Genomic DNA, 14,873 nt, shown 5'->3' on the forward strand with positions numbered 1-14,873 from the left:
GTTTAAACCATTCTTTATGGATGGTATGCTAGAGTCATGTTATTTTATAGTATATTTTGTAGGAAAATAAACTTCTTTGTTAATTAAAAATGTATTTTATCGTTAAAATATGTTTTTAATAGGTGTTTTTTTGATTTGTGTCTATTTTTAGATCCTAATAGAATCATCATTAAAACCCCAAATCTAATGAGAACGATACTAAGCTTTATTCTTTTAATGTGCATAGGTATTTCTACAGCACAAAATGACATACAACGTGTTAGAGTTAATTTTGAAAACCCTGAAGGTCAATCAAGACAATTATTACTAGGATTTGTGCCAGATAATTCTGCTACTGATGGATTAGACTATGGATATGATGCCTTAAATGTAGATAGTTTATCTGATGATTTAAATTGGATCATAGAAAATGGACGTTACGTTATACAAGGCGTAGGTGCTTTTAGCGACGATAAATATTATCCTCTAGGAATGTTTTTATCAAATTCGGGAGATGTAAAAATATCCTTAGATGAATTAGAAAATTTTGAAGAGACCATTGATGTGTATCTCTATGATTTAGAATTAGATGAATTTACATTATTAAATGATGTCGATTATCTTAATAATCTTTCTGCTGAGACCTATTTAGATCGGTTTTTTATTACATTTTCTAATTTGGTAGGAGCTACTATAAATGAAGAAGTACTATCTGTATCTCAAACAGATTCTCAAGACTTTAAATTATGGTATTCGCCTGGTCAAGATGAAATACATATTAACGGAATTGCTCAAACAAACAATGCCATTAACCTCAATGTATATAGTGTTGATGGTAAGCGTATTTTAAATGAAACGATTCAAAATACTACATCGAATTCAATACAATTAGCAGCATCAAATATATCTTCTGGGATTTATATTCTTACTTTAGAATCAGACATCTATGCTTATACAACCAAAATTTGCATTGAGAAATAAAAAGTACCCATCTATTTTTATTAATTTTAATGCATTAATAATTATAAGATGTCTAAGAGTAAAAAGCTAGGTTTAAATACTATTTGCACACATGTTGGCGAGGTAAAAGATGAACAATTTAAAGGTGCAGTATCGCCTATATATTTAAGCTCATCATATGAGTATTTAGATGTGGAAATTAAGCGCTATCCACGCTATTTTAATACACCAAATCAAGAATTTTTAGCTAAGAAAATAGCAACTTTAGAGCATACAGAAGCCGCAATGATTTTTGGTTCTGGCATGGCAGCGATAAGCACTATGTTTTTGGCCTTTTTAAAGCAAGGCGACCATTTAGTGGTGCAAAATACCTTGTATGGTGGTACGGTAAATTTTATAAAGGAAGAATTTCCTAAATATGGCATTGAGTACACGTTTACCAATGGCTATACCGTAGAAGATTTTGAGGCTGTAACGCAGCGCAATACAAAATTAATTCATATAGAAACGCCTTCTAACCCGTTATTGACCATTACGGATATTGCTGCCATTGCAAAATTTGGAAAATCTAAAGGTATTTTAACGTCTATGGATAATACATTTGCTTCACCAATTAATCAAACACCTATGGATTTAGGGATTGATATGGTTATGCATTCAGCGACAAAATATTTTGGCGGACATAGTGATATTTGTGCAGGTGCTGTTGCGAGTACTACAGAACACGTAGAACGCATTTGGAATGTTGGAAAAAACCTAGGTGGTAGTCTAAGTGATATGACGGTTTGGATGTTAGAACGAAGTATGAAAACCCTCGGTTTACGCGTAAAAGCTCAGACCAAAAACGCTTTGAAATTAGCAAAATGGCTACATAAACACCCAAAGGTTTCTAAGGTTTATTATCCTGGATTAAAATCGCATCCAGAATATGCATTGGCGAAATCGCAGATGCGTGGTTTTGGTGCCATGTTGTCTTTTGAATTGGTGGCAGATTTAGATGCGCAACAGTTTCAAAAATCTTTACAATTAATTAAATCTTCAATGAGTTTGGCAGGTGTTGAAAGTACTGTGGTATCACCACATTTAACCTCACATGCCTTATTGACTCAAAAAGAACGTGATGCGGTTGGGATATCAGATCAGTTAGTGCGTTTTTCTGTTGGTATAGAAGATGTAAAGGATCTAAAAAGAGATATTAATCAAGCTATTAAAAATTCAAAATAACGTTGGACTTTGTTTTATTCGCGATCACAAGGGTCGTCTTTTAGGTTTTTAACTTGGTGGAATCTAATTTTAAGTTAAGCTGAATAGATAATCTATTAAAGCTTTTGGTACTAAAAGAATGTCTTGCATAGCCCAATTCTGCCTTAATGTTTTTATGCAAACGCATACCAATTCCAGAAAATACTCTGTTTTGTTGAAATTCAAATGGATTTAGATTAAAATGAATTTCATCGTAAATTGAAATAAAAAAAGTAGTGTTAATAGGGATTGTGGATTTAAAGCGATAACGCCATCTGTGTTTAAGAATAGATTCTGTTTGGTAGTCTAAAAAACGATGTTCTAGTCTAAATCTTTGCGATAGACTGATATTATGCCACTTATGTTTTATGCCAAATTGTTCTAATATGCGATGTTCTTTAGTATGCGGTACATCATTAATTTCAAAAGAGGAATCGATGTCGCCAAAAGCGTAGCCAATACCTATCGATGTTTTAGAGTTAAAATGATATTGAGCACCAACAATGGCTGATAATAAATGGGATCTTTTTAGAGGTAATTCGTAACTCCAACTCGTTAAAGCGCCAAAGAAACTATACTTTTCACTAAGTTTATTAGATATTGTTATTTCCTGCCATGAACCTAATTCTTGCGCTCCAGTAGGTTGTGCTACTAAAAAAAGACTATTAAAGACCAATGAAAATAAAATATAATAAGATGTTTTCATAACAATATAAGTAATTAAAAAAAGAGCCCAGTAAAGGGCTCTTTTCAATCATGGAATTATATGTGATCATGTAAATGATGGTGTTCGTCAATTAATGGACCACCTTCAATAATTTGTTCAGACGCTTCACTAGCAAATTTTTCAAAATTTAAATGGAATGAATGTGCTAATTGAATTGATTTACTGATGTATTGACTCTTGTTTTCCCAAGTACGCATTGGATCTAATAAATCATTTGGAACATTAGGACAAGTTTTAGGCATAAATAATCCAAAAATTGGGTGTTGCTCAAAGTCCACTTGGTCTAGCGCTCCATTTAATATAGCAGTAATCATAGCACGAGTATATTTTAACTTTATACGAGAGCCAATACCGTAAGGACCAGCACTCCAACCTGTATTAATGAGCCAGACGTTAACACCAGCATCTTGCATTTTTTTGCTTAACATCTCTGCATAAACGGTTGGGTGCAAAGGCATAAATGGCTCGCCAAAACAAGCTGAAAATGAAGGGACAGGTTCAGTGATTCCTGCTTCGGTACCAGCAACTTTAGCCGTATAACCTGAAATAAAATGATATGCTGCTTGACCAGGTGTTAATTTTGAAACAGGAGGTAATACACCAAAAGCATCAGCAGTTAGGAAGAAAATATGTTTGGGATGTTCTGCATACGATGGTTTTTGGATATTATCGATATGATAAATAGGGTAGCTAACACGTGTATTTTGCGTAATACTACTATCCATATAGTCAACTTCTCCATTGTCTTTAAAAATGACATTTTCTAGTATAGCACCTGGTTTTATAGCTCTAAATATTTCTGGTTCCTTTTCTTCAGAAAGATCAATCACTTTTGCATAGCAGCCACCTTCAAAATTAAATATGGTGTTCTTTGCGGTCCAACCATGCTCATCATCGCCAATGAGTTTTCGTGAAGGGTCTGCAGATAATGTAGTTTTACCTGTGCCAGATAACCCAAAGAAAATTGCCGTGTCACCAGCTTCACCAACATTAGCAGAACAATGCATAGGTAATACGTTTTTTTCTATAGGAAGAATAAAATTTAAAGAAGAAAAAATACCTTTTTTAATTTCTCCTGTATAGCCAGAACCTCCAACTAGTGCTATTTTTTTTGTAAAATTTAGGATAGAAAAATTGCCTTGTCTTAGACCATATGCCTTTGGGTTTTGTGCGACATAACCAGGTGCGCATAATACCAACCAATCTTCTTGAAAGTCGGCTAATTCAGACGGGTCTAATCTTAAAAACATATTGTAGGTAAACATGTTAGACCAAGGATATTCGGTCACTGTTCTTACATTAGTTTTGTATTCTGGATCTGCACAAACGTAGGCATCTCTGACGTAGATTTCTTTTTCACTTAAATAATTAACAATTTCAGATTGTAGATGATCAAAGTTTTCTGGCGTAATAGCTTTATTTGTTTTTCCCCACCATACTTTATCACTTGTATAATTATCTTTTACAATAAATCTATCTTGAGGAGAACGACCAGTGAATTTACCTGTATTAATGGCTAATGTGCCATTGTTAGTTTCTTTTCCCATGCCTTTTTCAACAGTAATGGCTTGTAGCTCTTCTGGGCTTAAGTTCCATTTTGCAATGGCGTTTTTTATGCCATACTTCGTTAAGTCTCTTGTTTTCATAATTGCTTTGTTTAATAAGGTTTCCATGATTTAATGTTTTTAGAATTACTATTAAAATGGCCAAATTAATGGCACTAAGATTAGTGATGTTATTAAGAACAGTAGGAGTAGTGGCGCACCGACTTTTAAATAGTCCATAAACTTGTAGGCTCCAGCAGTCATTACCATAGCATTTGTGGTTGTGCCTACAGGTGTTAAAAATGCAGTAGATGCACTTATGGCAACTACAATCATAAATGGCGCTGCAGAGATATGAAGCGTGTTCGCTGCAATAATTACAATGGGAGCCATGAGAACTGCTGTCGCAGAATTGTTAATGACTTGACTAAAAGCGGCTGTTAAAAGAAATACGCCAGCAAGTAAAACAACAGGGTTTAGATTACCGAGTGTTTGCACTAAACCATTGGCAATAAGTGCTGCAGTACCCGTTTTTTGTAGTGCAATACCCATTGGTATCATTGCTGCTATCATAATAACACTGATCCAACTAATGCCTTTATATGCCTTTGAAATAGGTACACATCCTGTAATTAAAATTATACCTGCAGCAATGAGTGCAGCAATCGCACCAGGCACAATTTTAAAAACTAACAATACAATCATTAGAACTAAGGATAGTAAAGCGATATAAGATTTAGTTGTAAGATTGGTCACTGTTTTTGCCATACCTTCAGGACTACCACATATGACTAAATGTTCATAATGTTTTTTTAGATCATCGATTGCGCTCCATTCGCCTCGTATTAAAAACGCATCGCCTGCTTTAACCGTTATTTCAGGTCCTATTAAAGGCTTAGAGTTTCTAGACGCTGCCATTAATTGTACATTATAGCGTTCAAACAAATGACTAGATTTAATTTTTTTGCCAACCCAAGCAGATTGAGGTGTAACGAGTACTTCCGTCATTCCAACTTCTTGATTTATAAGATTCTCTTTTAATTCATCTTCTATTGGATCTAATGGTAAAAGACCTAATCTAAAAGTGATCATTAGGGCGTTTATGGCTTCAGTGTAGCCCTTAACGGTAATAATATCGTGATAGAGGAATTCTGTATCCTTTGTAGGTAGTTCTATGTAAGGCGAATTTCCTTTTAATCGACTAGGATGTCTACGTTTTATGCGTAAAATGGAAATGGCATGTTTATTTTCAAAATCCCAATCGCCTAGTTTGGTATTTAAAAAAGGCGATACAGAGCGTACTCTTAATCTATAATATTCGCCATCTACTTTGTAGGCTTCTATCCATTGGTGTAAGGTAGTACTAATGTTTATTGGCTTATTGTTGGTTTTGTTACTTGGTAATAGTCTATAACCTATAAATCTAAAGTAGAGTAGTGCTAATATGAGTAATGGTAAACCTATAAGTCCAAATTCAAAAAAAGAAAACCCTTCTAAACCACTTTCTATCATTGTATTGTTTACAATAATGTTAGGAGGTGTACCAGTTAATGTTAATAAACCACCTGTATTAGACCCAAATGCAACAGGCATTAATAATTTTGAAGGTAAAGTTCCTATACTCCAAGCTGAAGCAATAGTAACAGGCATTAGTGTTGCTACAGTACCAGTATTGCTAACAACACCAGATAATAATCCAGACCCTAAGGTTGTAATCATTAAGAGTTTAATTTTGCTTTTTCCGGCGAGTTTTATAAATTTTTCTCCGGCTAATGCTGTCCAACCCGTTTGAGATAATCCTTCGCCAATGATAAACAATGCAGCAATCATTATCACAGTTGGGTTACTAAAACCACTTAATGTTTCTGTTAAATCTAAAATGCCAAAAATGAATAAACTTAGCATTGAAATTAGTGCGATAATATCTGGTGTGAATTTTCCCCAAACAAAAAGAGAAATTGTGATAATTAAAATGGCTATCATTAAGCTCATAAGGACTTTGACTTTTTAGTTATAGTGTAAAGGTAGAATCATTAATAGCCAATTTTTATGACTAAAGTCATACTTTGTGGGTATGGCATATTTTTCAACTTTATTTAATTTTTGGTTAAAAAAATGAGATTAATTATAAACGAAACCGATTACGAATTGAAAAGAAAGGAGAAATCTATTTTCTTTTTGATATTTTTGAATTACAGATAAAGCTAAAAAAGAATGAAATTAGACATATTAGCCATAGGAGCACATCCTGATGATGTAGAATTAGGCTGCGGAGCAACATTGGCAAAAGAAGTCGCTAATGGCAAAAAAGTTGGAATTATAGACTTAACAAGAGGTGAATTAGGTACAAGAGGTACAGCAGAAACACGTGATGAAGAAGCTGCCAATGCCGCTGAAATATTGGGTGTACATACTAGAGAAAATATGTGTTTTGCGGACGGATTTTTTGTTAATGATAAAGACCATCAAATAGAACTTATAAAAATGATTCGTCATTATCGACCTGAGATTATTATTTGTAATGCCGTAGATGATAGACATATTGATCATCCTAAGGGAAGTCAGTTGGTAAGTGATGCTTGTTTTCTAAGTGGATTAAAAAAAATTGAGACCGTATATAAGGCAGAAGGTCAAAAACAAGAACCTTGGCGACCAAAAACTATTTACCATTATATTCAGTGGAAAGATTTAGAACCAGATGTAGTTGTTGATGTTACAGGTTATATGGATGCTAAAGAAGCTGCTGTTTTAGCGTATAAGACCCAATTCTTTGATCCGCAAAGTAAGGAGCCAGAAACTCCTATTTCAAGTAAAAACTTTACAGATAGTATAAATTATAGAGCAAGGAATTTAGGTCGATTAATCGGTGTGGAACATGCTGAAGGCTATACAGTTGAGCGTTATGTTGCCGTAGAATCGTTATTTGATTTAAAATAATATAAAAAAGAATTTGCAAGAGATAACAATTAATTTATCTTTGCAATCCAATTTAAAATGGTGGTTGTAGCTCAGCTGGTTAGAGCGTCGGTTTGTGGTACCGAAAGTCGCCGGTTCGAACCCGGTCTTCCACCCAAAAGACAAAGCTTCTCTGAAAAGAGAAGCTTTTTTTGTGGAAATTATTTTGTTATAAAAAAAGCCTTTCGTTCATTCGAAAGGCTTTTTTATACTATTTTATTTTCAATATTATTTTTTGGCTTTATCAACGATGATTCTATCTGCTCTATTGGCAATCTCCCAAGCTGTATGAAAAATTAATCGTGTTCTCGTTTCTAATAAATCATATTCTATTTTATCTGGTGTATCGGAAGGCTGATGATAATCATCATGTGTACCATTAAAATAAAAAATGACAGGAATATTGTGCTTTGCAAAATTGTAATGGTCAGATCTGTAGTAAAAACGATTTGGATCATTATCATCATTAAATTTATAATCTAATTCTAAATTTATGTATTTGGAATTAACATCTTCAGATATTGTATGTAAATCTGTACTTAACTTATCGCTACCAATTAAATAAATATAATTTCTAGTCCCAATTGTACGTTTAGGATCCGTTCTGCCAATCATGTCAATATTTAGATCTGCAACCGTATTTTCTAGAGGGAATATAGGGTCGTTATCGGCATAATATTTTGAGCCCAATAGGCCTTTTTCTTCTCCTGTGACATGTAAAAATAATATAGATCTCTTAGGACCGTGACCATTTTGTTGTGCTGTTTTAAATGCTTCAGCGATTTCTAACATCGCTACAGTGCCAGAGCCGTCATCGTCTGCACCATTGTACACTTTTCCGTTTTTGATGCCTTCATGATCTAAATGTGCAGAAATCACAAGAATTTCATCTGGTTTCTCAGAACCTTTAATGAACGCGACTACATTTTCGGATATAATTGATTCTGAGGTATTATTAACTTCAATAGTAATGTTTGTGTTAAGTTGTTGTGGTGTAGATGATTCTGCAATTGAAGCTAATAAAACCTTACCTAAATTGTCATTAATCATTAACATTACCATATTGTCAGCTTCACTTTTTAAAGACAAACGACCTGTTGTGCCAGATTCTGCTTGCCTTTGAAGATATGGTGCGTATCTTGAGAAAGCATCACTATCTATATAAAGAAGCGCTCTTGCACCATTTTTTTTAGCAGCGTCTCTTTTACTAGATATTGATTGTCGACCATTGGTCCATTTTGTTTTTTCGGTTTTACCTGATGTTATAAAATTACCTATGCTATCTTTTGGTTCACCAGCTTTAGCTACAACTATTTTGTCTGTTACATTTATATTGTTGTAATCGGAGTAGTTGTCATCATCAATGCCATAACCTACATAAACAATTTCATTTGCGTTTATAGTAGCGCTTTGAGATGCTGCTAATACAATATGATCTGCAAAATTGTGATACAGTTTTCCGTTCACAGACAACTTGGCCTCAGCGGTCTTTTGTTTTTCTAAAGCTACTTCCTGAAAATAATCATCACCACCTAAAGGAGTTGGTATAGACATTGCTTTGTACTGTTCCTTTAAATATTCAACTGCCATTTTCTGACCTTTTTCACCCGTATCTCTACCTTCAAACTCATCAGAAGCATAGATGTAAAGCATTGTTTTTAATTCTTCTGAAGTAATGCTTGAAGCATAAGTTGTAGGATCAACAATAGGTTCATTTTCACTTGGGTTGGTCGATTTGTTTTTTGAGGAGCTGCCACATGCTAATAATAACAATGTGCTGCAACTTAGTAGGAGTATCTTTTTCATATAGTGAATTTGTTTATTTAAGCATTATAAAAAAATGCCTACGTTTCATTTAAATAATCTCAACAGATAATCGGGTGGGTGAATTGGCGAGATACCAGGCTGTAGCAAAAATCAATTTGGCACGTTTTTCTAAAAGTGGATAATTAATTTTATCCTCAGTATCTGTTGGCTTGGTATAATCTTCGTGCTCACCGTTAAAAAAGAAAATCACAGGTATGCCTTTTAGAGCAAAATTGTAATGGTCTGATCTATAATAGTACTGATTTGGGTCATTATCTGAATTGTACTTATAGTCTAAATTAAGCTGTGTAAAATCAGAATTGGCCTTTTGAGCAATAAAGTCTAATTCGGTACTCATTTTGTTAGAACCGATGAGGTAAACGTAGTTTTCATCATTTAAATGCCTATCGTCTACACGGCCAATCATATCAATATTTAATGTGGCAACGGTATTTTCTAATGGGAAAATAGGGTGTTCTGTGTAATATCTAGAACCATGCAAGCCCACTTCTTCTGCAGTGACATGTAAAAATACTATGCTGCGTTTAGGTCTGTAACCGTCTTTTGCTGCCATACTAAATGCTTCCGCCATTTCCAGGACAGCAGCCGTACCAGAACCGTTATCATCTGCGCCATTATATATGTCGCCATTTTTTACACCTTCATGATCAGAATGTGCTGCAATAAACACATATTCGTCTGGAAATTCTGAACCTTCTATGTAAGCAATAATGTTTTGCGAATCTTTAAGGTCATTAGGTAGTGCCGTCTTAGGGACTATTTGGTAATAATTAGGGTGCGTTTCTGGAGGTAACACGTTTAGTGTTTTATACTGACGTCTTATGTAGTCGCAAACTTGATTATGACCTTCTTCCCCTGTCATTCTACCTTGATATTTATCGGAAGATATTTCTACTAGGTGCTTTTTTAAATCCGTTTGTTTTATGGTGCTTAAATAAGTATTTACCGTTGTATTGTCCTTAAAAGAAATGCTCTTTTTTAGATTGTCTATCTTTTCGCTATGTCTTATTGTTGCGCAAGAACCAACAAGAATAAGTGCAGAGGCCACAAGTACTTTCATGTTTCCTTAGAGTTTATTAAAAGATTGTGCTGCTAAAAAATATGTAATTCCCCTCGAATTTAACTGTTAAAACAGCAAGTTTTATACATTAAAATAGTTGTAGTAAAAGTAATATAATTTGGTTGAAATACGTATCTCAAAAAAATCAAAATTTTATTTTTTTTGATATGATGTTTTCAATTAATAGCTTCCTTAGTGTTTTCGCCTATTGTTGCTTTACTATTGGTGTCCTCTACGTTGTTTCCATCTGTTTGATTTGTGTCTTCGCTCTGTATTGGATGGGTTACCCCTTTATAAATCGTGAGGGAAAGTGAAATAATGGCTAAAAGAAATATATATTGAATCGATTTGGTCTTTGTTTTATCTTTTTTCGATAAAAATAAAATTGAAATACCACATAAAAAAGCGATGATGGTAGGTGCCACAGATAAATTGTAAAATTTTGAAGCTGCTAAAATAGTGGCTATGATGGCAGTGATTATTCCGATGGCGATGATTACTTTTTTCATATTTATCTTATTTATAGCGATCTATATTTTTTAATACCTTCTCATATTTAGATTGGTAAATTTAAGAATTTAGTCAACATTTATTATGCCGAACGCATAAACGATGTGCAAAAGATTACAATTTTATTCTATTCGAAATAATAATTCCATTTTTTTTAAAAAAACTAGTAAAAAATATTTGTCTAGAACAAAAAGCCTATTATATTTGCAGCCGCTAAAGGAGAGTTGGCAGAGTGGTCGAATGCGGCAGTCTTGAAAACTGTTGAGGGTCACACCTCCAGGGGTTCGAATCCCTTACTCTCCGCAGAGATTTGTTGAAAATCAAGGAAAGTCCTATAAACATTATGTTTATGGGACTTTTTATTTGGCTCAAAACTTCAAAATAAAGAATGACAAAACTGTTCAGTTTTCGCACTAATGTTTTCAGATGAGATCAGTGCTATTTTTTTAGTAGTCTGGTCCTTTCCTTGTAGTCTTTTCTTCTATTGGTGCGACATAGACTAGTGATCTGATCTTACCATATATATTAAATTAATCCAGAAATAGCAGCTATAAATCCTACGATAAAGAGTATTGCGATTAAAATGAAGCCTAAAACGTATAGTTTAACTAAAGTCTTTTGCTCTGTTTTAATAGGGCTGAAATGATTCTGAAAAACAGGAATACTTATTGGTAAAAAGATTAAAAGTAAAGTATATGGTAAAGCATTAATCCATGTGGTTTTACGAGCGTGTTTTTTGGCATAGATTGCTCTTGCAGAATAATGACAGATAGTAGGATAAAGTATTAAGAGACCAATACTGTTTATTATTTCTATTGAAGCATATAATAGCCAAGTATAATCCGCATTATAAGAATTGATAAAATTGATAAGGAAGTTGTAGCACAAATTATAAACTAAGTAAAATACAAAAAGACCAAAAGCAATTTTAAACCATTTTAATCGTAATCCTAATAGAGGTGTATCTACAGATTGTGTTGTTGCTCGTAGCCATAATAACCAAATTGTCGCAATGATAACATAGAGTCCTGTAAAGATGTAGGTTGATAACAATAGGGTTCCATTTAAGTGTTCAGATTGAATAGCATTTGATTGTAATACTAGTATTAAAACAATATGTATTAACGCAATAATTAAAGGGTAAATTATGAGGTATGTTGCTAACTTTTTTGAGGTTAGATTTAGTATGGTTTTGGAGATATTCTGCATTTTTTAGAGATTAATAACTGAAATACATCTAAGATGTAATTGGCTTAGTGTATTTAATAACGCGTTACTTCAATGTTATTTGCTTTGGCATAAGGTAATGCAACATCCGTTAATTTCTTGTGTAATTCCCAAAATTTTTCAGCATGGCTATGTTCTAAATTAAAGATTGCTGCAGTTATAACCTTGCTATTTGTTTGGTTATCTATAAGCTGTGCAATATGTAGATAGTCAAGTTGATATTTTTCTAAAGTGAATTCATGAAGTAGAAGAGAGGCGTTAATCATGGCTTCTGTGCTGGCTGTAGGTCTTAAGTCTTTTATTTCTTTAATCTTTTTTTCCAAAGAAGGAATCACATAAGTCTGTAAATGAGGCACCAATTTATTTTGAGCTACCCATTCGCCTTCTTCATTTTCAGTGTATAGTCCATTTTGAAGTTTTAAATTGTTGAAATGTTCAAAATCTTTAGAGCCAAAATTGGTTAATAAATTGGTGTTTAACGTTGTAGTATCAAAATAGTCTTCTGGAGAAGTATTAAAGCCACAAGATTGAATGATAATAAATATAATAAGACAGTTGATAAGTTTTGTTTTCATAAATTAAATATGATGCATTAATCTTGGTACAAACTTATGGCAATCTTAAATGGTAAAACTCCCTGAAAACCGTTATTTTTTTTAGATTTTAAAACGTAATTTGGATTTGTTTCGAAATATATTTTAAAATTTTTAGATTAATTTTTAAGGAATCTTACAATTTTCTAAATTTTAGAGAACATATTGTAGTTTGTGTTATGAATTGTTTTAATTGGTTGATTTACAGGGTTTTTGGCCTGTTTTTTCACTTTCAAATTTCCGTAAATACCAAACATAAGTCCTTTTATTAAAGTATTACTTATTATATATTAGGTGTTTAAAGTTTATTTCTAATTAATTAATCCATACCCTATGAAAAAAATTACATTTTATTGTATGATGCTGTTTAGCATTGTATCATTTGCTCAAATTGAAGTCAATGAGGATTTCGATGACTTGGCAAATAATGCTGTTCCTACTGGTTGGACAGAAACTAATTTTGGAGCGTCTTCGAATTTTCCATGTGATGGTTCTACTAAATCTATAGGAACTGGTTTTACGAGTGCAGGTCAAGAAACTCTGACTACTGAAAATTATACTGCAATTTCTAACGGAACAGATCTTTCGGTTAGTTTTTCATTAAATGTATTAGAACAAGTGAGTCAATTTCCTCCAGCTAGTTTTGTTGCTCCAGCAACAGATTGGGGTTCAGTTGTTTTAGAATATACAACAGATGGCACAAATTGGAATAATATTATCACTATAGATGATTCTAATTTTACGTACACGAGCACATCAGATTGTTCTATGGCAAGTGTTAATATTGGCCCTATAGCTAATGGTAGTGATTTTCAAGCTCGTTTTGTGGTAACAGCAGTTAATATTTCAAACTTTGCTTTATGGGTAAGTATTGATAATGTTTCTTTAAATCAGGTTGCTTCTACAGTACCAAACTGTGATGTAGCTTTAACAACACCAGTAGCTGGTGCAACTGATGCAGACGTTGATATGACTATGGCTTGGGAAGCAGCGACAGGTTTACCAACAGGATATACAGTGTCTGTAGGTACAACATCTGGAGGTACTGATGTAGTCAATGCAGCAACAACAACAGAAGCAAGTTATGTTTTAGCTGGTTTAGCTTATGAAACACAATATTTTGTAAACATAGTGCCATTTAATGGGATAGGAAGTGCAACAGGTTGTGTAGAAGAAACGTTTACAACACGTTCTGCGCCACTTCCAGGAGCAACATGTAGTAGCCCAATTGTAGTCACTTCATTTCCGTATTTAGAGTCAGGTGGTGATACCGATAATTATGAAGATAACATCGATGCAAGTCCATGTAGTAATTCATACATGAACGGAAAGGATGTATTTTATGAAATTACACCAGCTACTGATATGTCTATTAATATTGATGTATCTAATATATCTAATAATGGTGCAAGTATTCATGTAGTCAATGGTTGTCCTGATGTCGCTACTGAATGTATTGCTTATGTAGGTACATTTTCTGGAGATACTAGAAGTTTAACAGAAATAGTGTTACTTGCTGGAAACACCTATTTTGTGGTATTGAGTAACTCAGGAAGCACAAGAACGTATACATACGATTTAATAATAACAGAGAACAGTTGTATTAATCCTACAATTGGAAGTTTAACACCTGTTGCAGATTGCGCTAATGGACAGTTTACTGTAGATGTTGATATTTCTTATTTAGGAAGCGCTACGTCTTTAGTTTTAACTGATGATGATGCAACAAGTGCTGATATTTCAGGAATTTCTTCAACTGGTGTGGTAACAGCTGGTCCTTACGCAAGTGGAACTACAGTAAACTTTACCTTAACTAATGAGCAAGACGGTACTTGTTTTTATTAGACGCTTCATACTTTTATTGTCCTCCAACTAACGATGAGTGTAGTGCTCCTATTAGTTTATCGGTTAACACAGACGATTCTTGTACGTTAGTAACAAGTGCAAGTAATGCAGGTGCAACAGAATCTACAGGAGATCCTAATACTTGTGGTGCGTCATCTAATAATACTAATGATGTTTGGTTTGATTTTGTGGCAACAAGCGATGTTATTATTTTAGAATATTTAAATGTAACAGACGCAATACAAAGTGGTGGTTCTATTCAAGCTACAGAGTTATTAGAATCCATCTGAGGTTTCATTGACTTACCATGTGAGTGCGGCCGATGCAGAAACGGGAGACGATCCAATAATCAATGTTGGAAATTATACCAACACAGCCAACCCACAGATAATCTATGTGCGTTT

13 protein-coding genes and 2 tRNA genes are annotated in these 14,873 nt (G+C 33.6%); 7 read left to right on the plus strand and 8 right to left on the minus strand.

What is annotated here, in order from left to right; translation table 11 throughout:
- Window positions 1-186: 186 nt before the first annotated feature.
- Both HNV08_RS07595 and HNV08_RS07600 read left to right on the plus strand, forming a co-directional pair.
- Window positions 187-960, plus strand: coding sequence for a T9SS type A sorting domain-containing protein (locus HNV08_RS07595; RefSeq protein ID WP_173280565.1), 774 nt, complete (start codon window positions 187-189; stop codon window positions 958-960).
- Window positions 961-1,008: 48 nt separating this feature from the next.
- A complete protein-coding gene (locus HNV08_RS07600) occupies window positions 1,009-2,163 on the plus strand; it encodes a trans-sulfuration enzyme family protein (RefSeq protein ID WP_173280566.1) in 1,155 nt (384 codons plus the stop codon).
- Between the two features lie 40 nt (window positions 2,164-2,203).
- Here HNV08_RS07600 and HNV08_RS07605 read toward each other — a convergent pair whose 3' ends face one another.
- The 3 genes from HNV08_RS07605 to HNV08_RS07615 are packed head-to-tail and all read right to left on the minus strand — an operon-like array spanning window position 2,204 to window position 6,444.
- On the minus strand, window positions 2,204-2,887 hold the full coding sequence (locus HNV08_RS07605; protein WP_173280567.1) for a DUF2490 domain-containing protein: 684 nt from the start codon (window positions 2,885-2,887) through the stop codon (window positions 2,204-2,206).
- Between the two features lie 56 nt (window positions 2,888-2,943).
- The gene (gene pckA, locus HNV08_RS07610) at window positions 2,944-4,554 is read right to left on the minus strand and encodes a phosphoenolpyruvate carboxykinase (ATP) (protein ID WP_394353394.1); all 1,611 of its coding nucleotides are present in this window, start codon (window positions 4,552-4,554) and stop codon (window positions 2,944-2,946) included.
- 51 nt (window positions 4,555-4,605) lie between these two features.
- The gene (locus HNV08_RS07615; protein ID WP_173280569.1) at window positions 4,606-6,444 is read right to left on the minus strand and encodes an SLC13 family permease; all 1,839 of its coding nucleotides are present in this window, start codon (window positions 6,442-6,444) and stop codon (window positions 4,606-4,608) included.
- Between the two features lie 222 nt (window positions 6,445-6,666).
- On the opposite strand from HNV08_RS07615, the gene bshB1 reads away from it, so the two are divergent.
- Entirely contained in the window at window positions 6,667-7,389 is a 723-nt protein-coding gene (gene bshB1, locus HNV08_RS07620) for a bacillithiol biosynthesis deacetylase BshB1 (protein WP_173280570.1), read from the plus strand.
- A gap of 59 nt (window positions 7,390-7,448) precedes the next feature.
- Window positions 7,449-7,524: transfer RNA gene (locus HNV08_RS07625), tRNA-His, on the plus strand.
- Window positions 7,525-7,635: 111 nt separating this feature from the next.
- Here the strand turns inward: HNV08_RS07625 and HNV08_RS07630 are convergent.
- The 3 genes from HNV08_RS07630 to HNV08_RS07640 all read right to left on the minus strand — a co-directional run bounded on the left by HNV08_RS07630 (window position 7,636) and on the right by HNV08_RS07640 (window position 10,803).
- The gene (locus HNV08_RS07630; RefSeq protein WP_173280571.1) at window positions 7,636-9,213 is read right to left on the minus strand and encodes a M28 family peptidase; all 1,578 of its coding nucleotides are present in this window, start codon (window positions 9,211-9,213) and stop codon (window positions 7,636-7,638) included.
- A gap of 49 nt (window positions 9,214-9,262) precedes the next feature.
- Complete coding sequence (locus HNV08_RS07635) at window positions 9,263-10,294, minus strand: M28 family metallopeptidase (RefSeq protein WP_173280572.1); 1,032 nt, start codon at window positions 10,292-10,294, stop codon at window positions 9,263-9,265.
- A gap of 176 nt (window positions 10,295-10,470) precedes the next feature.
- Entirely contained in the window at window positions 10,471-10,803 is a 333-nt protein-coding gene (locus HNV08_RS07640; protein ID WP_173280573.1) for a hypothetical protein, read from the minus strand.
- Between the two features lie 219 nt (window positions 10,804-11,022).
- Between HNV08_RS07640 and HNV08_RS07645 the strand changes: the two genes are divergently transcribed.
- Window positions 11,023-11,107: transfer RNA gene (locus HNV08_RS07645), tRNA-Ser, on the plus strand.
- 222 nt (window positions 11,108-11,329) lie between these two features.
- Here the strand turns inward: HNV08_RS07645 and HNV08_RS07650 are convergent.
- Window positions 11,330-12,013 carry a hypothetical protein gene (locus HNV08_RS07650; RefSeq protein WP_173280574.1) on the minus strand — a complete coding sequence of 228 codons (684 nt, stop codon included), beginning with the start codon at window positions 12,011-12,013 and terminating at the stop codon, window positions 11,330-11,332.
- 53 nt (window positions 12,014-12,066) lie between these two features.
- A complete protein-coding gene (locus HNV08_RS07655) occupies window positions 12,067-12,606 on the minus strand; it encodes a hypothetical protein (protein WP_173280575.1) in 540 nt (179 codons plus the stop codon).
- Between the two features lie 351 nt (window positions 12,607-12,957).
- Between HNV08_RS07655 and HNV08_RS07660 the strand changes: the two genes are divergently transcribed.
- Entirely contained in the window at window positions 12,958-14,469 is a 1,512-nt protein-coding gene (locus HNV08_RS07660) for a hypothetical protein (protein WP_173280576.1), read from the plus strand.
- Complete coding sequence (locus HNV08_RS07665) at window positions 14,457-14,759, plus strand: hypothetical protein (protein WP_173280577.1); 303 nt, start codon at window positions 14,457-14,459, stop codon at window positions 14,757-14,759. Before HNV08_RS07660 ends, HNV08_RS07665 begins: the two co-directional genes overlap by 13 nt.
- The last annotated feature ends 114 nt before the right edge of the window (window positions 14,760-14,873 follow it).

The sequence above is a fragment of the Winogradskyella eckloniae genome, assembly GCF_013249045.1.
In the GTDB taxonomy this organism is placed as follows: domain Bacteria; phylum Bacteroidota; class Bacteroidia; order Flavobacteriales; family Flavobacteriaceae; genus Winogradskyella; species Winogradskyella eckloniae.